Raw genomic sequence first — 23,714 nt, forward strand, 5'->3', positions numbered from 1 at the left:
AACTTTCTCTCAAAATTCACGACAAAGTCCCGAAAACATTACTATTTTCAAGGGTTTTTGCAAATTTTGCTTTTAAAAATAACTTTTTGAAGAAAATTGTTAGCAGAAAAAAAGCTCCAGCCAAAGCTGGAGCTCATCACTATCTGTCTTTTCCATATATATAAGTTGCAAAGTATATAACACTTGCTATGATTACAATCATAGGGCCTGTAGCCATGTCTGTAAAGTAAGAAACAAACAATCCCACAATACCCGAGAAAATACTAAATATCATAGAAAAGTATGTGTATTCTCTAAAGTTCTCCGAGATATTTCTGCTGCTGGCTGCTGGCAAGATAAGCAGCGCATTAATAAGAAGGATTCCCACCCACTTAATGCTGAGCATTACCAATAGTGCAATAAGCACGGCAAAGGCATCCTCAATCACACGTACGGAGATGCTGCGGCTCTTTGCAAGTGTTGCATGTATGCTGATAGCTGTAAGTCTGTTGATGCTGATGCACCAGAACACTAATATCACAGCAAATAAAACTACTAGCTGAATAATCTCCGCTACTGTAATGGAAAGAATATCTCCCACCAATATAGCTGAGTAGTTGCTGAAGCTTCCTCCTCTAGAAAGAATTGCAAGACCTAAGGCTGTAGCACAGCTAGCAAATACCGAAATCAAGGTATCTGAAGAACTAAGCCCCTTTCTACTTATATAATTAAGAAGAAGGGCAAAACATATTCCAAAGATAATCATTGAAACTGTGGTGTTGGCAATTCCCATAATGACACCTGCAGCTATACCTGTCAGAGCAGAATGTCCAAGTGCATCGCTAAAATATGCCATACGCTTTTGCACAATCATTGTGCCAACCATTCCAAACAATGGAGAAATCAAAAGGATTGCAATTGTAGCCCTAATCATAAAGGAGTAACTAAACATTTCACTAAACATTTGCTGCCCCCTTTCCAAATACTGATTTAAAAGCGTCTGTCTCATACACCAGTCTTGGTCTTCCAGCTGCTGTAACAGTCTTGTCTATGAGGATTACATTGTCTGCATACTTATATACATAATCCAAGTCATGGCTTACAAGAATGATAGCCAAGTCATGGGTCTCCTTCAGATATTTCATCTTTTCATAGAAGGCATCCATACCATTCTTATCAATTCCTGATACTGGCTCATCTAATAATAGAAGGTTTGGAGTATCATGAACTGCCATTGCAAGCAACACTCTCTGAAGCTGGCCGCCTGAAAGTGTACCTACAGGCTGATCAATAAGCTCTGCCACATCAAACTCTGCCAAGGCTTCACGAACATGGTCATGTTCTTTTTTACTATTAAAAAGAATAGGCACCTTTCCTGTAAATGACTGAAACAAATCATATACAGAAAGTGGAGTTGTTCTATCTATATTAATAGACTGTGGAACATAACCTATCTTTAGGCCTTCCATCTTCATATTCATTTTATTTTTGAACTGAATCTCTCCTGTATAAGGAACCTCTCCTAAGATAGCTCTAACAAGTGTAGACTTACCAGCACCATTTCTTCCAATCACTGCAGTCATCTGGCCACAGTGCACATGGAGATTAATGTTGCTAAGCACCTGCTGGTCACCAAAAGCTACCCCAAGGTCTACAAATTTTATACAGTGGAATCCACATGGAATAATTTTTTTCATTCTAATATCCTAAATCTTATAATGCATTCTTTATCTTAGCATAATTGCTATTCTGTACGGCTATGTACGAATCAGCGTCGTAATCACCGTGGACAAGAGTCTCTAGATATACTACTTTTGCGTCGGTTTGCTCTTCGATTAGGTCTCCCATGGATTTACCGTAGTCGTACTCTGCAAAGACAAGCTTAACATCGTGTTCTTTTATCTCGTTAATGAATTCGCTTACTTCTCCTGCGCTAACCTGGCGCTCCTCGTCTAAGTCCATGGTTGCCACCACGTTGGCACCTACAGACTGAGCTGTATATGCGAAGGCTTCATGAAGAATAGCTACATTGGAACCTGCCAAGGTTTTATCCAAGCCTTGTTTGTCTATGTCATTTTCTAGTTTCTGGCTATACTCAAAGAAATTCTTAGACATTGGAGTCTCTTCTCTGTTTGGGTTTGGCTCCATAAGGCCATTAGCTATAGATACAACCTGGCACTTGAAGAGGCGATCATCCATCCAGATGTGGCTGTTGGCGCCATGGTCGTGGTGGTGATGGTCTGACACCTCATCCACCACTTCGTGGTCCCCCTTCCCCTCAAGGTGAAGCCTTTCATCATCTTCTTCATGCTCATGTTCCTCATGATCATGTTCTTCCTCTTCTTCAATAAGAAGCGAGTCCATCCCAAAGATTCCGTTGGAATGCTCTATGTCTTCATATGTATCTATAATCTTAAGATCTGGATAGGCTTCCATAACATCATCAAGATAGCCTTCCATGCCACCGCCGTTTACCACCAACACATCAGCCTTTGAAAGGTTCTTCATATCCTCTGTGGTAAGGGTGTAGTCGTGAAGACAACCTGTGGTTGGCTGAGAAAGATTCTGTACTCTGTAGCCCTCCACTCCATCAAGGATGTTTAGTGTGGCAATGTATACAGGATTGCAGCTGGTCATCACGAGAATCTCGTCCTCGGAAGCCACCTGTTCGTTATTTAGTTTTACATAAAAAAATGTGCCGATACTGCACACCACGGTAATGGAGCATAGCAGTAGCAGCACAAATAAATATTTATTTTTTAACATAACACCTCACACATCGGGAAAGCAAGGCCCATGCAAATTGCCTTCGGCAATGGGCCTGCTGTGGCAGACGCGCAACTCCCACAAGTGGGACCCTCCCGTCTGCTAATCTAAATCATCTACATCTGTTAGAGATGCTTCATTTTCGATTACTTGGTCTAAGAAATCCTGGATAGTATCAAGGCCCTGCTTTGTTTGGGATGAGAAAGGAACGATGATGGTATCCTTTCCTGCACCGAGACCTTCACGAAGGATTTTAATTTGCTTATCAAGCTGGCTGCGCTTGATTTTGTCAGCCTTTGTGGCTATGACAATTGGGTCGTAGCCAACATAATCCATCCACTCAAACATCTGCTTGTCGTTGGCAGATGGTGCGTGTCGAATGTCTACTAAAAGGAACACGGCACGAATCATGTCTGAGGTATTGAGATAGGTCTCTATCATCTTGCCCCAAGCCTCGCGCTCCTTTTCAGATGCCTTAGCAAAGCCGTAGCCCGGCAAATCCACAACATAAATCTCATCGTTGATATTATAGAAATTTATGGTCTGGGTCTTGCCCGGCTGTGCTGATACTCTCGCAAGAGCTTTGCGGTTCATAACCGCATTTATGAGTGATGACTTGCCTACATTTGACTTACCAGCGAAGGCAACCTCTGGAAGGTCGTTCTTTGGCAAGGTGGATGTAGGCCCACACACTGTTTCTAGATTACATGAACGAATAACCATTATTATGCGCTCTTTTCCTGTTTATCTTCGATTGAAACAACACTTGCATCCTCATTATCCTTGTCGATAAGGAGGAGGTTGTTATCAACCATTTCTTTTGTAACTGTGATTTCTGTGATAGATTCATCAGATGGCACATGATACATGTGGTCCATCATAACTGACTCTACGATGGCGCGAAGACCACGAGCACCTGTCTTTCTCTCGATAGACTTCTTTGCTATCTCGCGAAGTGCATCATCCTCAAACTCAAGCTTAACACCATCCATCTTGAAAAGGGCCTGGTACTGCTTTGTAAGAGAATTCTTAGGCTCGCGAAGAATGCGAATCATATCATCCTCTGTAAGCTCGTTCAAGGATACATTGATTGGCACACGTCCAATAAACTCTGGAATAAGACCAAACTTAATGAAATCCTGTGGAAGTGCCTGCTGTAAAAGCTCATCTATCTTCTGATTGTTTTTATCCTTAACATCTGCGCCAAAACCGATAGCTGACACATTTGTACGCTGAGAAATAATCTTTTCAAGTCCCTCGAAGGCACCACCGCAAATAAAGAGAATGTTCTTTGTGTCGATGGCGATTGTCTCCTGCTGTGGGTGCTTACGTCCGCCCTGAGGTGGAACGTTTGCAACTGTTCCCTCGATAATCTTGAGGAGGGCCTGCTGTACACCTTCACCAGAAACGTCACGAGTAATTGAAACGTTCTCAGACTTCTTTGTAATTTTATCAATTTCGTCGATGTAGACGATACCGATTTCAGCTTTCTTAATATCGAACTCTGCTGCCTGGATGAGCTTGAGAAGGATATTCTCAACATCCTCACCTACATAACCAGCCTCTGTAAGTGTAGTAGCATCTGCGATTGCAAATGGAACACCAAGTACACGAGCCAATGTCTGTGCAAGTAATGTCTTACCAGAACCTGTAGGACCAAGCATAAGCACGTTACTCTTCTGAAGCTCTACATCAATATCAGCTGGGTTTGCCATAATACGCTTGTAGTGATTGTAAACTGCAACAGAGAGAACCTTCTTTGCCTCATCCTGACCAATAACATACTGATCAAGGAATGCCTTCATGTCTTCTGGCTTCTGAAGATTAATCTCGATTGAGTCTGCATCAGCTGCAGGAGCAAAATCATCAAGCTCTTCCATGATGATTTCCTGGCAGATGTCTACACACTCATCACAGATAAACGCACCATTTGGACCTGCAATAAGCTTACGAACCTGATTTTGAGTCTTGCCGCAGAAAGAGCAGCGAATTCTATCATCGTTTCTTGCCATAATAACCTCTAATAATCTTTAAATTTATAGTCCCCTAAAGAATATATCGTCGAAAAACTAATTCTTCTTAGTAATAATCTCGTCAATAAGACCGTAGTCAAGAGCTTCCTGAGCATCAAGCCAGTGATCACGCTCTGTATCTAAGCAAACCTGCTCGTAATCCTTACCTGTGTTTGCAGCGAGCATACGGTTTAACTTTTCTCTAGTCTTTAAAATGTTCTTTGCAGCGATTTCGATTTCAGTTGCCTGACCCTTTGCACCGCCAAGTGGCTGGTGAATCATAACCTCTGCATTTGGAAGTGCATATCTCTTGCCCTTCTGTCCACCTGCAAGAAGGAATGCTCCCATTGAAGCAGCCATACCAATACAGATAGTAGAAACATCGCACTTGATATACTGCATTGTATCGTATATAGCCATACCAGCAGTAACGCTACCGCCTGGGCTGTTGATGTAAAGATGAATATCCTTGCTAGGGTCTTCAGACTCAAGGAAAAGAAGCTGAGCAACTGTAAGAGAAGCTGTTGTCTCGTTAACCTCCTCGCCAAGGAATACGATTCTATCCTTTAATAATCTTGAGTAAATATCATAAGAACGCTCACCACGAGAATTCTGTTCAATGACATAAGGAATTGTTGCCATAAAATTATGCCTCCTTCAAATTGTAAAATAAGCCTGTGCCATTAGCTATTTAACAGCACAAGCCTATTATAATGTTTTTCAAACCCTAATTGTTGGATTTTACAAAATTTTAATACTTTTTAATGAAAACACCTCATCAGTCACCTTCGGTGACAGCTTCTCCTCAAGGAGAAGCCAGGTATTATTCAGCCTTAGCTTCTTCTTCAGCCTTCTTTGTAGCCTTCTTCTTAGCTGTTTCCTTAACGTTGTCCATGATAAGTGTGATTGCCTTCTCGATAGCAAGATCCTTCTTCATAGACTCCTTCTCGTTCTCGCCAACGAGGTTCTTAAGCTGCTCAAGCTCCATACCGTACTGCTTTGACATTTCCTCAAGCTTAGCATCGATATCAGCATCAGAAACCTCAATCTTCTCTTCCTTAGCGATTGCTTCAAGAACGAGTGAAGACTGTGTACGTGAAAGTGCGTCTGGACGAACCTGATCACGGAATGCATCCATTGTCATGCCTGTAAACTGCATGTACTGCTGAAGTGAAAGACCCTGCTGTGACATGTTGTTAGCGAAGTCGTTGATCATGTTCTCTACCTGGTAATCAAGCATAGCGTCTGGGATTTCCATCTCTGAATCCTCAACAATCTTTGCGATAGCTTCGTCTTCCTGTGCACGACGGCCTTCTGCCTTCTTATTGTTCTCAAGGCGCTCCTTAACAGATGCCTTGTACTCGTCAACTGTCTCAAACTCTGTTGTGTCAGCTACATACTCATCATCAAGCTTTGGAACATCCTTGCCCTTAACCTCGTGGATATGGCACTTGAAGATAGCTGCCTTACCAGCAAGATCATCTGCGTGATATTCCTCTGGGAATGTAACCTCAACCTCAACATCCTCACCAGCCTTGTGACCGATAAGCTGCTCTTCGAAACCAGGGATGAATGAACCTGAACCAAGCTCAAGGTCATAGTTCTCGCCCTTACCACCTTCGAATGCTACGCCATCAACAAAACCTTCGAAATCGATAACTGCTGTATCACCCTTAGAAGCCTTGCCAGTCTTTGTAACTGTACGAGCTGCTCTCTCAAGCTCAGCCTTGATTGTCTCGTTAACTTCCTTAGCTGTAACCTTTGAGTCAACCTTTGTTACAGAAACACCCTTGTACTTACCAAGCTTAACTTCTGGCTTAAGTGCAACTTCTGCTGTGTAGATGAAATCCTCACCCTTCTTAAGCTGTGTGATGTCAATCTTTGGCTGTGAAACGATATCAAGCTTAGACTCATCATAAGCCTGTGGATATGTTTCCTGCATAATAATATTAGCAGCGTCCTCATAGAAAATCTCTGCACCGTACATCTTCTCTACCATGTGCTGAGGAACCTTGCCCTTTCTAAAGCCAGGAACAGAAATGCTGTTCTTCTGCTTGTTATATGCCTTTGTAATAGCCTTGTCGAGCTCAGCTGCGTCAACTGTGACTGTAAGCTTTGCCATGTTCTTCTCAAGATTTTCTACCTGTACGTTCATTTACTAATATTCCTCCTCTAATTCATGTATAGGTACGACCTTATGGCCTATTAATTACGCATTTAAACATGCCAAAAAATTATAGCAGAACTATCTTTCATTTTCAATAGCTGAAATCATATCAATTCTTGTCTGGTGACGTCCGCCGCCCTCAAACTCAGCTTCTAAGAAGCTTTTTACAATATCCTTGGCAAGCTCAGACCCTACTATTCTTGCTCCAAAGGCAATCATATTTGCATTGTTGTGCTGACGAATCAAACGAGCTGTTGCTGTATCAGAGCAAACACCACAGCGGATTCCCTTCACCTTGTTTGCAGCAAGTGAAATTCCAACACCTGTACCGCAGATAAGAACTCCCAAATCAACCTCACCAGAAGCTACCATTTCAGCTGCCTTCTTACCATATTCTGGATAGTGACAGCTCTCTGTAGAATCTGTTCCGATGTTGATAACCTCGTGACCAAGAGATTCCATGTACTCCTTTATCTCAAACTTTAACTCTGGTGCTGCGTGATCATTTGCAATAACGATTTTCATTGTTCTTCTCCTTTATCTCATAAGATATATTCGTCCAAAGCCTTGGACCTATCTCATTATATTTGAAAGATTACTTTATTTAAGAGGTACTTTGTATATATCTTTACCGTACATTTTATATATTTTGTAACCTAGTAAAATAAAGGCTTCTAAAAATCTCTTCAATATAATCTGAGGCTCCTCTTTCCATTTTAAAACTGGCTTAACCATAACAGAACGAATGCCAGCTCTGTTGGCTCCCCATACATCTGTGAGAACCTGGTCTCCAACGAAGATTGTGTTAGTCTCGTCAGTTCCCATCTGCTCCATAGCCTTTTTGTAGCCTTTAGCACTAGGCTTGTTTGCCTTATAAATATAAGAACAATATGTAACAGCTTCCTTGAAGGTCTTCACACGAGGCTCCTTGTTATTAGATAGAAGCAACGCCTCAAAGCCAATGTCATGAAGCTCCTTAAAAAAGGCCTTAGCTCTATCGTCTGCCGGAGCATTGTGTGGCACCAAAGTGTTGTCTACGTCAAAGATAACACCACGGTATCCCTCCTCATAAAGCTTTTTAAAATCGATTGAATATGTGCTATTTACATAGTCTTTTGGATATAAATTTCTTTTACTCATAGGCTCGATTGTATCACAATCCCTTAATATAAGAAAGAGTTTTGATTTTTATGGTTTACAGAGGAGTTTTGGACAATATAAAAGACCTAGGAATTCCTAGGCCTTAATGGCTTGTTTTATTATAATGTAAAGTTTTCGGCGCCACGAACTGAAGGCTGCTGAGATTCCTTGTTCTGAACGAAGTACTGATAGCGATGAATTGCTGTATCTTCTTTCATATTGCTAACAGCCTTTTCCACCTGCTTCTTTGCAGCTATAAGACCTTCTCGGCTAAGCTCCACTGAAGCGGCTGGGCCCTGACCAAATGGTATCTTATCCTCAGAAGGGATAGGATTAAACTCTGGTCTGAATTTTACTTGATTATCTTCATAAAACCCATTGGATGGGCGAATTCCTGATACATTCATAACAAATCTTCTTTCTTAAACTTTTTCCGTTGGTATTATATTTATCGAGTCTAATTGGAAAAAGTTAACCCTTTTTAACTAGGCAATTTTACCCCTTAATAAAAATTGCCGTTGTAAATATGATTATTTATCAAGGACTCTCTTGAGCTCGTCCATAAATGTGTCTACATCCTTGAACTCTCTGTAGACTGATGCGAATCTAACATAAGCAACTGGGTCTACATTCTCAAGATGCTCCATAACAATCTCTCCAATACGAGTGCTTGGAATCTCTTTTTCTTCAAGAGAGAAAATCTCTGTCTCTATTTCGTCAACCACCTTTGAAATCTGAGCAGCTGACACAGGACGCTTTCTGCAGGCGATAAGAACACCCTTTTCGATCTTGGTTCTGTCATATGGCTCGCGATTGTTATCCTTTTTAATAACAATAAGTGGGATGGTCTCTACCTTTTCATAGGTTGTAAAACGCTTGCCACACTCAGGGCAAGAACGTCTACGTCTAATGCTTGTATTATCGTCCGCTGGTCTTGAGTCTATAACACTAGTGTCTTGGCTTCCGCAAAATGGGCACTTCATATTTCCCTCCACAAAATATAGTAACTTTCTCGTGTAGTTCCGTCTTCATTACGTCCACACCACAACATCTAGTGTTATTATATCAGTTTCGTTATATGAACACAACACTGGAAAAATGTAGTTATTTACTCAGAATTAGTATATAATATTCAAGTTCTGCTGTATAAATTGAAGGACAAATCAAAAAGAATAAAGCAATAAGCAATATATTCTTTTTATAAAAAGTAATAAAGGAGATTTTATATGCCACCAAGTCATCACTCATCAAGCAGCCATAGCTCTTACTCTGGCAGCCATAGTTCATTTTCTGGAAGTCATTCTTCCAGTTCACATAGTAGTCATTCCTGGAGCAGTTCAAGCTCACATAGTGGGAGTTCCCATTCAGGCTCATCTTCAAGCGGAGACTATTTTAGCATTTTATCGCTTTTTGATAATGATAGCTCTAGCTCATCTTCTTCATCTTATAGAACTAGAAACAATCAGCCAAGACATTACAGTGGTTCCACTCCAAGAATTTATCGCTGTGAGAATCACGACTATATTCACTACAATGAACCTTGGACCGATGAGGAAACAGGCAAAAAATATAAAGCCGGTTATTACGATGAAGATGGAGTATTTTACGAAGATATTGTTTTCTCGCAGTATGGCAAGATTTTAGCCACTACTACCGCTGTATGTAAATGTGACTATTGCGGTATGGACGACTCCCGTTCTTGGGCAGACCGCGAAAAACCTTGTAAACAATGTGGCGGTACAATGAGCCTTGTATCTCAGGTTGATGAGCTTAAGGATGAAGAGCCAGAAGAAAGCAATTATCGCTATAATGATAATGATGATAATTATGATTATCACAAGCCATATACCGAGGAGGATGCTGAGGTTGACGGTGTTAAAGCTATGTTTGTAGCCATAACTATAATAGTAGCGATTGCTGGTATGGCTATTACTTCTGCGGGTACACGCAATTCTTCTTATGATAATAATTATAATTATGATTACCTCACACGATACAAAGAAGACCCTGAATATCGTGAACTTATCGACACGCAGACAAAAATGTTTTTAACCCCATCAAATAATGAGACCGACACCAACGAATACAATATACCAGACCTTGGCACCACGATGTTCTTAAAAGAAGAAGACGGTAGCTTTGTATTAACCGATGAATCCGATTATAGTGACAATTTTGAAAATAGCGGTTACAAATCTTTACCAGCCGATGCAGATGGTAATTATTATGATAAAGATACAGATATGTATGTTTGGTTAAACGAAGATATTGATCCGCCACAGTTCCAATATTGGCTAGAAGGCTTGTCTTCACAATATGGTGATTATGGTTGGATGGAATATGATTCCTATGAAAATCGTTGGTACATTGAAACTGAAGAAGACAATTGGTTACCAATTGATGATGACACCTACGAAGAATACAAAGATCGTCTATGGCATATAGATTATGATTTCAATAATTAATTTTTTTCCATTCAAAAAGCCCCCGTGCAATGCACGGGGGCTTCTTTTATTTAGAAGTTTTAAATCTTATGAATAAAGATCTACGAGCTTCTTAAGGTGAGCGTAACGCTCCTTAGCTGTCTCCTCGTTAAGAGCGAAGAGTCTCTCAGCACGCTCTGGGAATGCCTTTGTAAGACGAGCATAACGTGTCTCGTTTGCAAGGAAGTCCTGATACTTGCTGTAGTCACCTTCCTTAGAAGTAAGAGTGAATGGATTCTTTCCTTCCTTCTTAAGGTCTGGGTTGAATGAGAAGAGGTTCCAGTAACCAGCCTCTACTGCCTTCTTCATCTCATCCTGGCAGTGGTTCATACCACCCTTAACACCGTGAAGCTCACATGGAGCGTATCCGATGATAAGTGAAGGTCCGTTGTAAGCCTCAGCCTCAGCAAGAACCTTAACAGCCTGAGCCATGTTAGCACCAAGTGCGATCTGAGCTACATATACATAACCGTATGACATAGCGATCTCAGAAAGAGACTTCTTAGACATCTCCTTACCTGATGCAGCGAACTGGCAAACTTCACCGATGTTAGAAGCCTTAGAAGCCTGTCCACCTGTGTTAGAGTACATCTCTGTATCGAATACCATAACGTTTACGTTCTCACCAGAAGCAAGTACGTGATCAAGACCGCCGAATCCGATATCGTATGCCCAACCGTCACCACCGAAGATCCATACAGACTTCTTAGCGAGGTAATCCTTAAGAGCATGTGCTGCCTTAGCGTCCTCAGAACCGTTCTTCTCGAGCTCAGCTACGAGTACGTCTGTTGCTGCACTGTTCTCACGTGTAGAGTTCATTGTCTCTTCGAACTTAGCAAATGCTGCCTTAAGCTCTGCAGAACCAGCCTCAGCTGCCTTCTTAGCAGACTCGATAGCGCGCTCGCGGAGGTACTTCTGTCCAACTTCCATACCTAAACCGTGCTGTGCGTTGTCCTCGAAGAGTGAGTTACACCATGCTGGACCCTTCTTAGAATCCTTGTTAACTGTGAATGGTGATGTAGCTGCAGGACCACCCCAAATTGAAGAACATCCTGTAGCGTTTGAAATATACATATGCTCACCGAAGAGCTGTGTAATAAGTCTTGCGTATGAAGTCTCTGCACAACCTGCACATGATCCTGAGAACTCAAGGAGTGGCTGATTGAACTGAGAACCCTTAACTGTAAGGTCAGAACCTGCTGCTTCCTTACGTCCAACGTTAGCAACTAAGTAGTTGAATACTGGCTGCTCGTCTGCCTCGTCTGCCTGTGGAACCATTGTGATAGCACCAACTGGACAAACTGTTGTACACTCACCACATCCCATACAGTCAAGTGGAGATACAGACATTGTGTACTTGAATTCTGAAGCCTTTGGCTTTGTATCAGCAAGCTTGATGTTTGCTGGAGCTGCCTTAACCTCATCCTCTGAAAGCATGTAAGGACGGATTGTAGCGTGTGAACATACGAATGCACACTGGTTACACTGGATACACTTCTCTGGATCCCATGTAGGAACTGTTACAGCTGTACCACGCTTCTCGTAAGCAGCAGCACCAAGCTCGAACTGTCCGTTTGGATTCTCTGTAAATGCAGATACTGGAAGTGAATCTCCATCCATCTTAGAAATAGGCTCAAGGAGGTTCTTAACCATCTTAACAACCTCTGGACGACCCTCAAGTGCTGGCTTAGCAGGATCTGCAGCTGGGTTCTTCCATGAATCTGGAACGTTAACCTTATGTACAGCATCTACACCAGCGTCGATAGCGTTGTAGTTCATGTTTACAACATCGTCACCCTTCTTGCCGTATGACTTCTTAGCAGCCTGCTTCATGTAATCAACAGCCTCATCGATAGGCATTACATCAGCGAGCTTGAAGAATGCTGACTGAAGGATTGTGTTTGTACGCTTACCCATACCAATTTCGATAGCCTTATCGATAGCATTGATTGTGTAAAGCTGGATGTTGTTATCAGCAATGTACTTCTTAGCCTCAGCGTTGAGCTTTGTCTCGAGCTCTTCGTCTGACCACTGGCAGTTGATCATGAATACACCGCCTGGCTTAACGTCCTGAACCATCTTCATGCCCTGTGTAACGTAAGCTGGGTTGTGGCAAGCTACGAAGTCTGCCTGATTGATATAGTATGGAGACTTGATTGGGTTGTCACCAAATCTCAAGTGAGAAATTGTAACACCACCAGTCTTCTTTGAATCATACTGGAAGTATGCCTGGATAAACTTATCTGTGTGATCACCGATGATCTTTGTAGAGTTCTTGTTAGCACCTACAGTACCATCACCACCGAGACCCCAGAACTTGCACTCCTTTGTACCAGGAGCTGATGTAATAGGAGCTGGCTTAACCTCTGGAAGTGAAAGGTTAGTAACATCATCAACGATACCGATTGTGAAACGGCTCTTAGGAGCGTCCTTCTCTAACTCCTTGTATACAGCGAATACTGATGAAGGAGGAGTATCCTTAGAACCAAGACCGTATCTACCACCGCAGATAACGATGTCGTTAAGACCTGCTTCACGAAGTGTTGTAGCAACATCAAGGTAAAGAGGATCTGCAAGAGCACCTGGCTCCTTTGTTCTGTCGAGGATAGCGATCTTCTTAACTGTCTTAGGAAGTGCCTCAACGAATGCCTTTGAAGACCATGGTCTGTAAAGACGAACCTTAAGTACACCAACCTTCTCGCCGTGTGCGTTGAGGTAATCAATAACCTCTTCTGCAACGTCGTTGATAGAACCCATAGCAACGATGACTCTATCTGCATCAGCAGCACCATAGTAGTTGAAAAGCTTGTAATCTGTACCAAGCTTTGCATTTACCTTGTCCATGTACTTCTGAACAACTGCTGGGAAGTTATCATAGTATGTGTTGCATGCTTCTCTGTGCTGGAAGAAAACGTCACCGTTTTCGTGAGAACCACGCATTGTAGGATGCTCTGGATTAAGTGCACGAGCACGGAACTCGTTGATTGCATCCATGTTAACCATCTCTTTAAGATCTGCATAATCCCACTTCTCGATCTTCTGGATTTCGTGTGATGTACGGAAACCATCGAAGAAGTTAAGTACAGGTACCTTACCCTCGATAGCTGCAAGGTGAGCTACAGGAGCAAGATCCATAACTTCCTGTGGATTTGTCTCAGCGAGCATAGCGAAACCTGTCTGACGGCAAGCATATACGTCTGAGTGATCACCAAAGATGTTAAGTGACTGTGTAGCAACACAACGTGCTGATACGTCGAATACACAAGGAAGCTGCTCAGCAGCGATCTTGTACATATTAGGGATCATAAGAAGAAGTCCCTGTGAAGCTGTGAATGTAGTTGTGAGTGCACCTGCACCAAGTGAACCGTGAACGGCACCTGCAGCACCTGCCTCAGACTCCATCTCTACAACCTTTACCTGATTTCCGAAAATATTCTCAAGGCCTGCTGCTGACCACTGGTCAACGAAATCGGCCATTGGGCTGGATGGTGTGATTGGGTAAATAGCAGCAACATCTGTAAACGCGTAAGCAACGTGTGCTGCAGCCTGGTTACCATCCATAGACTGTTTTGCTCTTGGCATTTCTAAATCCTCCTTATTATATGGGACATTTATAGTTACTAGAATGGGCTTTAATTTCTGCGAGTCCGGTATACATGAAGTAAACGAAATAACAGAAAAGCAAACCGGTGCCCATCCCCGCAATGTCGTGATTTTATAATAGAACTATTGATAATAAATTTCAATAAATCAAATGGGTTAAACTGTTCATTTTGAGGTACAAAATTGTTAAATCTTTTTGTTTTCTTAATTTCTTTGCTAAATTTTTAACAAAGTCCCTCTCTCACTAACAAATTCAAGCATTTTGTTTCCTCTGGCGGACAATTGTCTTTCTGAGAATTACATGTCAAAAAAGTCGTAAAAACTCAATCAAAAATCGGCAAATTTGTGAAAAAACTTTCATTGACATTGGCAAGTTTGTTAAATATAATTTTAAAAAATTTACAGTTCATAACAAAGAAAGCGAGGTTTCCCTATGGCATCGATTATCGGTGATGGTATTACTTTCGACGACGTCTTACTGGTTCCACAGTATTCGGAAGTTACACCAAATCTTATTGATCTTCACACAAATCTTACTAGAAAAATTAAACTTAACATTCCTATGATGAGTGCCGCTATGGACACTGTTACAGAGTCACGCATGGCAATCGCAATGGCTCGTCAGGGTGGTATTGGTATCATCCACAAAAACATGTCTATCGAGCAGCAGGCTGAAGAAGTAGACAAGGTTAAACGTTCTGAGAACGGCGTTATCACTGACCCATTCTTCCTTGGACCTGACAACACTCTTGCTGAAGCAAATGAGCTTATGGGCAAGTTCAGAATCTCAGGTGTTCCTATCACAAAGGAAGATGGCACATTAATCGGTATCATCACAAACCGTGACCTCAAATTCGAAACAGATTTCTCCAAGAAAATCAGCGAATCAATGACCTCTGAAGGTCTTGTTACAGCAAAGGAAGGCATCTCTTTAGAGGAAGCAAAGGAAATCCTTGGCAAGTCTCGTAAGGAAAAGCTTCCTATAGTAGATGACAACTTCAAGCTCAAGGGACTTATCACTATTAAAGATATTGAAAAGCAGATTAAGTATCCTAATGCAGCAAAGGATGACCAGGGTCGTCTTCTCTGTGGTGCTGGTGTTGGTATTACTGGAAACATGATGGAGCGTGTTCAGGCTCTTGTAGATGCTCAGGTAGATGTTATTGTTATGGACTCAGCTCACGGTCACTCAAAGAACATCATCGAAGCTGTTAAGAAGGTTAAGGCTGCTTATCCTGATCTTCAGGTTGTTGCTGGTAACATCGCAACAGGCGAAGCGACAAAGGCTCTTATTGAAGCTGGTGCTGACGCTGTTAAGGTTGGTATCGGACCTGGTTCTATCTGTACAACACGTGTTGTTGCAGGTATCGGTGTTCCTCAGATTTCAGCTATCATGGATTGCTACGCTGTCGCTAAGGAATACAATGTTCCAATCATCGCTGACGGTGGTATCAAGTACTCAGGCGATATGACAAAGGCTCTTGCAGCTGGTGGTTCAGTATGTATGATGGGTTCAATGTTCGCAGGCTGCGACGAAGCTCCTGGTTCTTTCGAGCTCTTCCAGGGACGTAAGTACAAGGTATACCGTGGTATGGGCTCTCTCGCTGCTATGGAAAACGGTTCAAAGGATCGTTACTTCCAGGAAGGTGCTAAGAAGCTTGTTCCAGAAGGCGTTGAAGGACGTGTTGCATACAAGGGAAGTCTTGAAGATGTTATCTTCCAGCTCATCGGTGGTATCCGTTCAGGTATGGGTTACTGTGGTTGCCCTACTATCCCAGAGCTTCAGGAGCGCGGCAAGTTCGTAAAGATTTCTGCTGCTTCCCTCAAGGAATCACACCCACATGATATTCACATCACAAAGGAAGCTCCTAACTACTCAGTAGAAGGATAATTCCAAGGATATAATATCGTTAAATAATGAAAGGGCACTTGCATATACCTAATAGTATTTTCAATATCGGTCAAGCCTATACTCATTGAAAATACTAAGATATATTGCAAGTGCCATATTTTTATTTGACGATTATTTTCCGTCTATTACTCTTCTACTGAGTTGGGTGGTCGACGGGAAGACTACAGATTACTTCTGAGTGAAGTAGCTGTCAACGCCGGCTGCTATGCCTTCTGCGAGAGTTTGCTGATATTCCTCGGTAGCAAGCTTTTCATCATCAGCTTCATTCTTTAGATTACCAACTCTTACTATCGCATTTGGTGACTTGCACCAATTAATTCCCATTACATCATCTGATTCAACAACAGAAGTCTTTATTCCATCAATCTTTGAGCCCAAGCTTCCAACAATAGTATCTGCTAAAAGACGGCATTCATTGTAGCCGCTGAAGTTGTATGGATTATCCTTTGTCTCGCAGGTAACCTTTACGCCTTCCTCCTTTTTGTTATCCCCACTGGAATATATACTCACGTAAATATCAGCAACCATAGTGTTGGCAACCATTGCTCTTTCCATGTTATTAATATCTACATCATTATAAGTCCTAACAAGCTCAACCTTGTAGCCCATATCCTTCAGCTGTTGTGCTGTCTTCACTGCAATCTTCAGATTAATATCGTATTCACGATTTCCAGTGAGAACACCTTCTGCGCCGACCATATCATCAGCAACCCAAGTCCAAGCTCCAGGTCCAATAGATTCTTTTTCAGCAGAATCAACTGCCTGGCATCCCGGATTAATCACAACAAGCTTCTGGCCAGCTGCTGAATCAGCGCCCTTGGCCTCAGCTGTTATTCCTGTAACAACAAAGGTAATAAAGAGGAGCATCACCATGCCCATAGCTCGTATCGCTTTTAAGTTCTTCTTCATAGATGAATCACTCCCTTCAATAGACTTTAGATGGTTATGCAGATAATCACATAATCCTACAAACTTATTATCGTTGTTTTCTGTGAAGATATTATGTATTTTATGAAGGATTTTAAATTAATTTCACAAATTAATTCTAGGATTAATTAATATAGGTTTTTGATTTTCATCAGAAAATCAAGAACCTATATAAACCTCAAATATATTGTGTTAAAATGAAGCTAAGTTATCTATGGGGATAATTGGGGAACTTTACAAGTAAAAGGAGGTAAGGTATGAAATTTTATGTATGTGAAACATGTGGCAACTTCGTAGGCATGATCAAGGAATCTGGTGCTCCTATGACCTGCTGTGGCCAGAAAATGAAAGAGCTTGTTCCTGGAACATCTGATGGCGCTGTTGAAAAGCATGTTCCAGTTTACACAGTTGATGGCAACAAAGTCACTGTTACAGTTGGCTCTGTAGAGCATCCTATGGTAGAAGAGCATTTCATTGAGTGGATTGCCCTCGAGACAGCTAAAGGTGCTCAGCGTAAAGTATTATCACCTGACTCAAAGCCATGTGCAGAATTTATGCTTACAGATGACGATTCTGTAGTTGCCGTATATGCTTACTGCAATTTACATGGTCTGTGGAAGGCATAAAGTATTTCTCAACATATATTGCTAATGATTCTTATAGGATTCTAGCTGCTGGCTAGAATCCTTTTTTACTTCCTAGATTTTGTTTTTTCTCATAGGTAGTAATATCGGGCATAGTTTTACTACCTAGATTTCATTTTCTCTCTCAGGCAGTAATTTGGTTCATGGTTTTACTGCCTAGATTTCTTTTTCTTTCTAAGGCAGTAATTTGGCTCATGGTTTTACTGCCTAGATTCCTTTTTCTTTCTAAGGCAGTAATTTAACTACTCTTTTTACTGCCTAAATTCCTTTTTTTCTCTCAGGCAGTAATCTAGCGCCTAGTTTTACTTCCTGCATAAGCAATCTTCATATCAGGTAGTAAGCAGCAGTAAGAATTCATCTATGAATACAAAAATGGCCTAAACAAACTTTGTTTAGGCCATTTTGATTTCTTGCTATTAAAAATAAAATCAAAAACCTATAGTTTTTTCTTCAGAAACTCAACAAGCTCCATAACCTTACTTAATAACTGGGCGAACTCGACGAGCTAATCCAAGGGCAAGAGCAAGCTTGATAAGATCTGGAATGATGAATGGGAACACGCACCAGCCGAGAGCGGTCATTGCTCCGATGGAACCGTTAGATTTAGAGTATACCTCCATGAACCAGAAGGTTCCGACTGCATAGCAAGCTGCAAGCCCTACAACCAAAGTGATTATCTCAATCACAAGTGAATGCTTAGTGAAGCTTGTTACAGCCCAATAGATAAGTCCTGTGATGATAAAACCAAGGATATATCCACCAGTGGTTCCAAGAAGGACTCCTACTCCCCCACTAAATCCTGCGAAAACTGGAGCACCAACAGCTCCAAGTAGAATGTAAACTAATATAGCAAGAGTACCTCGTTTGCCTCCAAGTAGAGAAAGCAATGCAAAAACTGCAAAGGTCTGTAATGTAAATGGCACAGCTGTTGGGATGCTTATCCATGAACATACCGCAATAAGAGCTGCCCCCAAAGCTATGTAAGCCATATCAATTGTTCTAACCCCGGTTTTTGTTGTAATAATTTCTGTGTTATCCATGATGTATTAACCCACCTTTCCTTTTTTAATATTCTCCTGTGCTTCTCTAATAACAATATCAGGATAATCCAAGCATCGCAATAAAGCAATTGCGTTGGCGCTTTTACTGATGCCCTCATGAATCCTGTAATCAAAGACAACCTCTTTGTCCTGAATCTGCGTATCGAAATAGTACTTTTCAAAATCACTGTCAGTGGCCAGCTCCATATCATGAGTTGCAACCATAGCAAGGCATCCTGTCTTTCCAATAAAATTTAGGATTGCTTTTGATGCTGCAATACGCTCTGCTGTGTTGGTGCCCTTAAAGATTTCATCGATTACAATGAGCATATCTTTGTTGTTTTCAACTTCCATAAGTATTCTCTGAACATACTTGGCTTCGCAAAGATAATAGCTATCTCCAGAAAGCACATCATCCCTTAGGGACATGCAAGTCATAACGCCGATATTTGAAACTGTAAACCTTGTGGCTGTGCAGGTATTGATAGTTCTGGCCATAATGGTGTTGATTGCCACAGCCTTCATAAAGGTGGACTTTCCTGAAGCATTGGGACCAGTAATGATTGCGTTTCCTGATAAATCAAAATCACAAGTAACTGGATTTGAAAGCAATGGATGTGCAAGACCTTCAGACTTTATTCCAAAAGAAGCTTTCTCAGGCTTGCACCACAATTCAATACTATTTCTATAAGAAAGAATAGCTATATCTGAATCCACCTTACCAATGAATTCAATTACCTTAAGCACGTCTTCCTGCTTGTTATCAATAGCTTTCATCACGTGATTACAAAGTACAATATCAATCAGAGTGATTCCATAAATATAATCCATAAGAAGAGCTGTCATATCTCCAAGCATCTTTGCATTGCCTCTGTTAAGCATGCTAGATGCCAATCTGTTTATACCCTTCAGGTTATTGACAGAGGCTTTCACATCCTCTGGGATATGCTTGGCATATTTTCCCTGCTTCATCAACCATTTTGCACAGTTGTAAGTCTGAATATAATATGACAGGGAGCCAATAATTACTTCGTATTTACGTTTTGCCGAAAAAGACATGACGATATTGATACATCCTACTATTGCAAGAGCTCCCAAGAATGCTGAATTCAATGTGAAGATATAAAGCCCTAAGAAAGCCACCATCAAAAGCTGTAAAAGGATTGCCACAAGAGTGCTTCCAATTTGTACAAGGTTGCTATCTTTGATTATTTCATATAGATAAAAGGCCTCTTGTCTCTTACCAAGAGTGTTAAGATGAAACTCCACATCAGACCTAAAATCAGCATCCTTTTCAAAAGCCTCTATTCTCTCTTCAAAATTCTCATCTTCTCCAAGAGAATGAAGTCTATCAAAAAGTACCTGTTCACCGATGAAACTGTTACAATGATTGATTCTGAGGAACACCTCATCCATTTCCAAATCATTCCATGTGATATCGTCTATCTGATTTTTGGTGTGCTTTCCTTTACTATCAAAAAGTCTTCTGATTTTATCAATTCTGGCAGAGCCGTCGTAATAAATATGACAATCTGTAAGTGGATTCTTTCCAAAATTTGATTTTATCTGTCGCTTAAGTTTGTTTTTATATATCATACAGTCATCTCCAATCTTGTCATAAAACAACATTATAACAAAAAAGCTTCCCTGAGTGGGAAGCTTTTTCATATGGATTGTTTTTTAGAAGAGTTCTTTAACTGTAGGATAAAGTTTCTTGAACTCCTGATATCTCTCTTCGTATTTACGAATCAACTCTGGATCTGGCTCAATTGTTGTCTTAACCTTTACAAGCTTCTCACATGCCTCTTCAACGGTAGCATACTCGCCGCAACCAACTGCTGCAAGAATAGCTCCACCAAGACCTGGGCCTTCCTCGTTCTCAAGGATATCAAGCTTAAGGTTCATAACTGAAGCGATAATCTGCTGCCATAATGGAGACTTTGCACCACCACCGCAAATCTTTGAACGCTCGATTACGATGCCCTGTGAACGTGCAACCTCAAGTGAGTCACGAAGACCAAAAGCAACACCTTCAAGAACAGCCTGTGTCATATCCTCACGGGTTGTGTCCATAGACATTCCAATGAACATAGCACGTGCATCTGGATTGTTGTGTGGGCTACGCTCTCCCATAAGATATGGAAGATAGAATACACGATTCTCACCAAGATTCTTAATACCAGCCTGCTCTGCTGGGTAATCCTTTGTCTTAAGGATTTCATCCATCCACCACTTGTTGCAAGATGCAGCTGAAAGCATACATCCCATAAGGTGATAGCCACCATCAGCGTGGTCAAATGAATGAAGCGCATTTGCAGGATCTACTGTAAAGTTCTTGCTAGAGATGAAGATTGTACCTGATGTACCAATTGAAAGATTGCACTTGCCCTCTCCAACTGTACCTGTACCAACTGCTGCAGCTGCATTGTCGCCTGCACCAGCGATAATCTTAACATCATTTGTAAAGCCAAGCTCTGAAGCAACTTCAGGCTTAATAGTACCAACTACTTCGTAGCTCTCATAAAGCTTTGGAAGCTGAGACTCAGATACCTTGCAGATATCCATCATCTCTTTGCTCCAGCAGCGATTCTTAACATCAAGAAGAAGCATACCGCTGGCATCTGAATAATCTGTACAGAAGCTTCCAGAAAGCTTGTAAGCAATGTAATCCTTAGGAAGCATAATCTTTGCAACCTTAGCCCAAAGCTCTGGTTCATTCTCCTGCATCCAAAGAATCTTTGGAGCTGTGAAACCAGCGAAAGCAATGTTTGCTGTGTACTGAGATAGCTTATCCTTTCCAATTACTGTATTGAGATACTCTGTCTCCTTGCCTGTACGGCCATCATTCCAAAGGATAGCTGGACGGATAACATTGTCATCTGCATCAAGTGTAACAAGACCATGCATCTGACCACCAAAGGAAATACCAGCAACCTTTGTCTTATCAACCTCTGAAGTAAGCTCCTTGATACCAGCTACTACCTGAGTCCACCAGTCCTCTGGCTTCTGCTCAGACCAACCTGGATGTGGGAAGCTGAGGTCATATTCTTTTGATACGATTTTCTCGATTTTTCCGTTACCTTCCATAAGAAGGAGCTTTACTGCGGATGTACCAAGATCAACACCTATGTAATACATAACTATAATCTCCTATTCATATAAATTAAAAGTGACTGACCCCTAGTCTTTCATGCTCCCGCAGGGCACCCCTCGCACTCGAGCTAGGCAACTTTCCGCTCAAACGTAAGCTTCGCTTACTAGAGCAACATTTTCCATCGTAATGCTCGGAAAATATTACTCCTTTTTCGCGGCTCCCTCCTAGCTCGGCACGATACTTCCCTGCTCGCGCTTGCGAAGATTGTGTGTCAGTCACTACCTTAGTTTAAATTATCTCCAAGGATTCTCTGTTGGATAACGAACACCTGCTGGCTGGTTGTATCCGATTTCATCCATCTCAACTCCGATGTACTTGAATACCTCGAAGAGTGACTTTCCGAAGTGTCCGAATGCAACAGCTCCGTGATGTGGGAATCCCTTCTCGATTAACCAGTGACGATAGAAGCGTCCCATCTCAGGGATTGCGAATACACCGATTGAACCGAATGACTTTGTACGAACATCAAGAACTTCACCCTGTGCAATGTAAGCGCGAAGCTTGTTGTCAGCTGTAGACTGTAGTCTGTAGAATGTGATTTCACCTGGAGCGATATCTCCTTCAAGTGTTCCGTTTGTAACCTCTACAGGAAGTGCTCTAGCCATGATCTTCTGGTTTCTCATCTCGCAGAATGCAAGCTTTCTAGAGCATGTATTTCCGCAGTGGAATCCCATGAATGTATCCTCAAGTGTGTAATCTGTCTTACCCTTGATTTCCTCGTTGTACATATCCTTTGGTACTGAGTTGTTGATATCGAGAAGTGTTACAACATCCTCTGATACAACTGTACCGATGAACTCTGAAAGACATCCGTAGATATCAACCTCGCATGATACAGGGATTCCTTCACCTGTAAGACGTGAGTTTACATAGCAAGGAACGAAACCAAACTGTGTCTGGAATGCAGGCCAGCACTTGCCAGCGATTGCTACGTATTTACGATATCCCTTGTGATCGCGAACCCAATCCTTAAGTGTAAGCTCGTACTGAGCAAGCTTCTCAAGAACCTCTGGCTTCTTGTTACCAGCGCCAAGCTCCTTCTCCATATCAGCAACAACTTCTGGAATACGGCTGTCACCAGCATGCTTGTTGAATGCTTCGAAAAGGTCAAGCTCTGAGTTCTCCTCGATTTCAACACCAAGGTTGTAAAGCTGCTTGATTGGTGCATTACAAGCAAGGAAGTTCATTGGTCTTGGACCAAAGCTGATAATCTTAAGATCTGAAAGTGCGATTACGGCACGAGCGATTGGCTCGAACTCATGAATCATATCTGCGCAATCCTCAGCATCACCTACTGGATACTCTGGGATATAAGCCTTTACATTACGAAGCTGAAGGTTGTAAGATGCGTTAAGCATACCGCAGTAAGCATCTCCTCTACCATCGAGAAGGCTATCACCTGACTCCTCAGCTGCTGCACAGAACATCTTAGGTCCGTCGAAGTGCTTAGCAAGAAGTGTCTCAGAGATTTCTGGACCAAAGTTTCCAAGGTATACGCAAAGTGCGTTACATCCAGCCTTCTTGATATCCTCAAGAGCCTGTACCATATGGATTTCGCTCTCAACGATACATACTGGACATTCATAAATATGCTCAGCGCCGTACTTCTTTGTATAAGCGGCGATAAGTGCCTTTCTTCTGTCTACTGATAAGCTTTCTGGAAAGCAGTCACGAGAAACTGCTACTACACCAATTTTTACATTTGGCATGTTGTTCATAGTTATTACCCTCCTTAAAAATACCGGCTCCTTTTATATATAAAATAAAGCCTCTAAAACGTTTTCTTTGATAGTGATATACTATCAAAAGAAAAGCATTAGAGACTTTTAAAAATTTACTACGTGATGGTTTATTTTTGACTTTCTTTTGTGAATTATGTCAAGAAAA

General features: G+C 41.6%; 20 protein-coding genes. 3 read left to right on the forward strand and 17 right to left on the reverse strand.

Annotation, left to right across the window (positions count from 1 at the left end; all coding sequences use genetic code 11):
* Positions 1-139: 139 nt before the first annotated feature.
* The 11 genes from BLR54_RS04975 to nrdR form a co-directional block, all read right to left on the reverse strand.
* The gene (locus tag BLR54_RS04975) at positions 140-943 is read right to left on the reverse strand and encodes a metal ABC transporter permease (protein ID WP_090417596.1); all 804 of its coding nucleotides are present in this window, start codon (positions 941-943) and stop codon (positions 140-142) included.
* Complete coding sequence (locus tag BLR54_RS04980; protein ID WP_090417597.1) at positions 936-1,676, reverse strand: metal ABC transporter ATP-binding protein; 741 nt, start codon at positions 1,674-1,676, stop codon at positions 936-938. The genes BLR54_RS04975 and BLR54_RS04980 overlap by 8 nt, the downstream gene beginning before the upstream one ends.
* Before the next feature lie 16 nt (positions 1,677-1,692).
* Positions 1,693-2,745 (reverse strand): metal ABC transporter substrate-binding protein, encoded by a 1,053-nt coding sequence (locus BLR54_RS04985; protein WP_090417599.1) that lies wholly within the window; start codon positions 2,743-2,745, stop codon positions 1,693-1,695.
* A gap of 102 nt (positions 2,746-2,847) precedes the next feature.
* Complete coding sequence (yihA, locus tag BLR54_RS04990; protein WP_090417601.1) at positions 2,848-3,468, reverse strand: ribosome biogenesis GTP-binding protein YihA/YsxC; 621 nt, start codon at positions 3,466-3,468, stop codon at positions 2,848-2,850.
* Between the two features lie 2 nt (positions 3,469-3,470).
* Positions 3,471-4,760, reverse strand: a complete 1,290-nt coding sequence (gene clpX / locus BLR54_RS04995) for an ATP-dependent Clp protease ATP-binding subunit ClpX (RefSeq protein ID WP_090417603.1) — start codon at positions 4,758-4,760, stop codon at positions 3,471-3,473.
* Between the two features lie 54 nt (positions 4,761-4,814).
* Entirely contained in the window at positions 4,815-5,399 is a 585-nt protein-coding gene (gene clpP / locus BLR54_RS05000) for an ATP-dependent Clp endopeptidase proteolytic subunit ClpP (protein ID WP_090417605.1), read from the reverse strand.
* Positions 5,400-5,580: 181 nt separating this feature from the next.
* Positions 5,581-6,912 (reverse strand): trigger factor, encoded by a 1,332-nt coding sequence (gene tig, locus BLR54_RS05005; protein WP_090417607.1) that lies wholly within the window; start codon positions 6,910-6,912, stop codon positions 5,581-5,583.
* Between the two features lie 90 nt (positions 6,913-7,002).
* Positions 7,003-7,449, reverse strand: coding sequence for a ribose 5-phosphate isomerase B (gene rpiB, locus BLR54_RS05010; protein ID WP_090417609.1), 447 nt, complete (start codon positions 7,447-7,449; stop codon positions 7,003-7,005).
* A 75-nt stretch (positions 7,450-7,524) separates the two neighbouring features.
* Positions 7,525-8,064, reverse strand: a complete 540-nt coding sequence (locus tag BLR54_RS05015) for a YqeG family HAD IIIA-type phosphatase (RefSeq protein ID WP_090417611.1) — start codon at positions 8,062-8,064, stop codon at positions 7,525-7,527.
* Positions 8,065-8,183: 119 nt separating this feature from the next.
* Positions 8,184-8,471 carry a hypothetical protein gene (locus tag BLR54_RS05020; RefSeq protein ID WP_090417613.1) on the reverse strand — a complete coding sequence of 96 codons (288 nt, stop codon included), beginning with the start codon at positions 8,469-8,471 and terminating at the stop codon, positions 8,184-8,186.
* 123 nt (positions 8,472-8,594) lie between these two features.
* Positions 8,595-9,047, reverse strand: coding sequence for a transcriptional regulator NrdR (gene nrdR / locus BLR54_RS05025; RefSeq protein ID WP_090417615.1), 453 nt, complete (start codon positions 9,045-9,047; stop codon positions 8,595-8,597).
* 243 nt (positions 9,048-9,290) lie between these two features.
* Between nrdR and BLR54_RS14820 the strand changes: the two genes are divergently transcribed.
* Complete coding sequence (locus tag BLR54_RS14820; RefSeq protein ID WP_143008399.1) at positions 9,291-10,529, forward strand: hypothetical protein; 1,239 nt, start codon at positions 9,291-9,293, stop codon at positions 10,527-10,529.
* 66 nt (positions 10,530-10,595) lie between these two features.
* Here BLR54_RS14820 and nifJ read toward each other — a convergent pair whose 3' ends face one another.
* Positions 10,596-14,129, reverse strand: a complete 3,534-nt coding sequence (gene nifJ / locus BLR54_RS05040; protein ID WP_090417621.1) for a pyruvate:ferredoxin (flavodoxin) oxidoreductase — start codon at positions 14,127-14,129, stop codon at positions 10,596-10,598.
* Between the two features lie 454 nt (positions 14,130-14,583).
* Between nifJ and guaB the strand changes: the two genes are divergently transcribed.
* A complete protein-coding gene (gene guaB / locus BLR54_RS05045; protein ID WP_090417623.1) occupies positions 14,584-16,041 on the forward strand; it encodes an IMP dehydrogenase in 1,458 nt (485 codons plus the stop codon).
* Positions 16,042-16,230: 189 nt separating this feature from the next.
* Here the strand turns inward: guaB and BLR54_RS05050 are convergent, their stop codons facing one another.
* On the reverse strand, positions 16,231-16,971 hold the full coding sequence (locus BLR54_RS05050) for an N-acetylmuramoyl-L-alanine amidase family protein (RefSeq protein ID WP_090417625.1): 741 nt from the start codon (positions 16,969-16,971) through the stop codon (positions 16,231-16,233).
* A 275-nt stretch (positions 16,972-17,246) separates the two neighbouring features.
* Here BLR54_RS05050 and BLR54_RS05055 point away from each other — a divergent pair, with 275 nt between their 5' ends.
* Positions 17,247-17,615, forward strand: coding sequence for a desulfoferrodoxin family protein (locus BLR54_RS05055; protein WP_090417627.1), 369 nt, complete (start codon positions 17,247-17,249; stop codon positions 17,613-17,615).
* 494 nt (positions 17,616-18,109) lie between these two features.
* On the opposite strand, the gene BLR54_RS05060 is transcribed toward BLR54_RS05055, so the two are convergent.
* From BLR54_RS05060 to BLR54_RS05075, 4 genes are all read right to left on the reverse strand, one after another.
* Positions 18,110-18,673 (reverse strand): biotin transporter BioY, encoded by a 564-nt coding sequence (locus tag BLR54_RS05060; RefSeq protein ID WP_090417632.1) that lies wholly within the window; start codon positions 18,671-18,673, stop codon positions 18,110-18,112.
* A gap of 6 nt (positions 18,674-18,679) precedes the next feature.
* A complete protein-coding gene (locus tag BLR54_RS05065; protein WP_176761853.1) occupies positions 18,680-20,269 on the reverse strand; it encodes a MutS-related protein in 1,590 nt (529 codons plus the stop codon).
* A gap of 84 nt (positions 20,270-20,353) precedes the next feature.
* The gene (xylB, locus tag BLR54_RS05070) at positions 20,354-21,811 is read right to left on the reverse strand and encodes a xylulokinase (RefSeq protein ID WP_090417637.1); all 1,458 of its coding nucleotides are present in this window, start codon (positions 21,809-21,811) and stop codon (positions 20,354-20,356) included.
* A 249-nt stretch (positions 21,812-22,060) separates the two neighbouring features.
* On the reverse strand, positions 22,061-23,545 hold the full coding sequence (locus tag BLR54_RS05075; RefSeq protein ID WP_090417639.1) for an L-fucose/L-arabinose isomerase family protein: 1,485 nt from the start codon (positions 23,543-23,545) through the stop codon (positions 22,061-22,063).
* Between the last annotated feature and the right edge of the window lie 169 nt (positions 23,546-23,714).

It is taken from the genome of Pseudobutyrivibrio sp. YE44 (assembly GCF_900104335.1).
Lineage (GTDB): Bacteria > Bacillota > Clostridia > Lachnospirales > Lachnospiraceae > Pseudobutyrivibrio.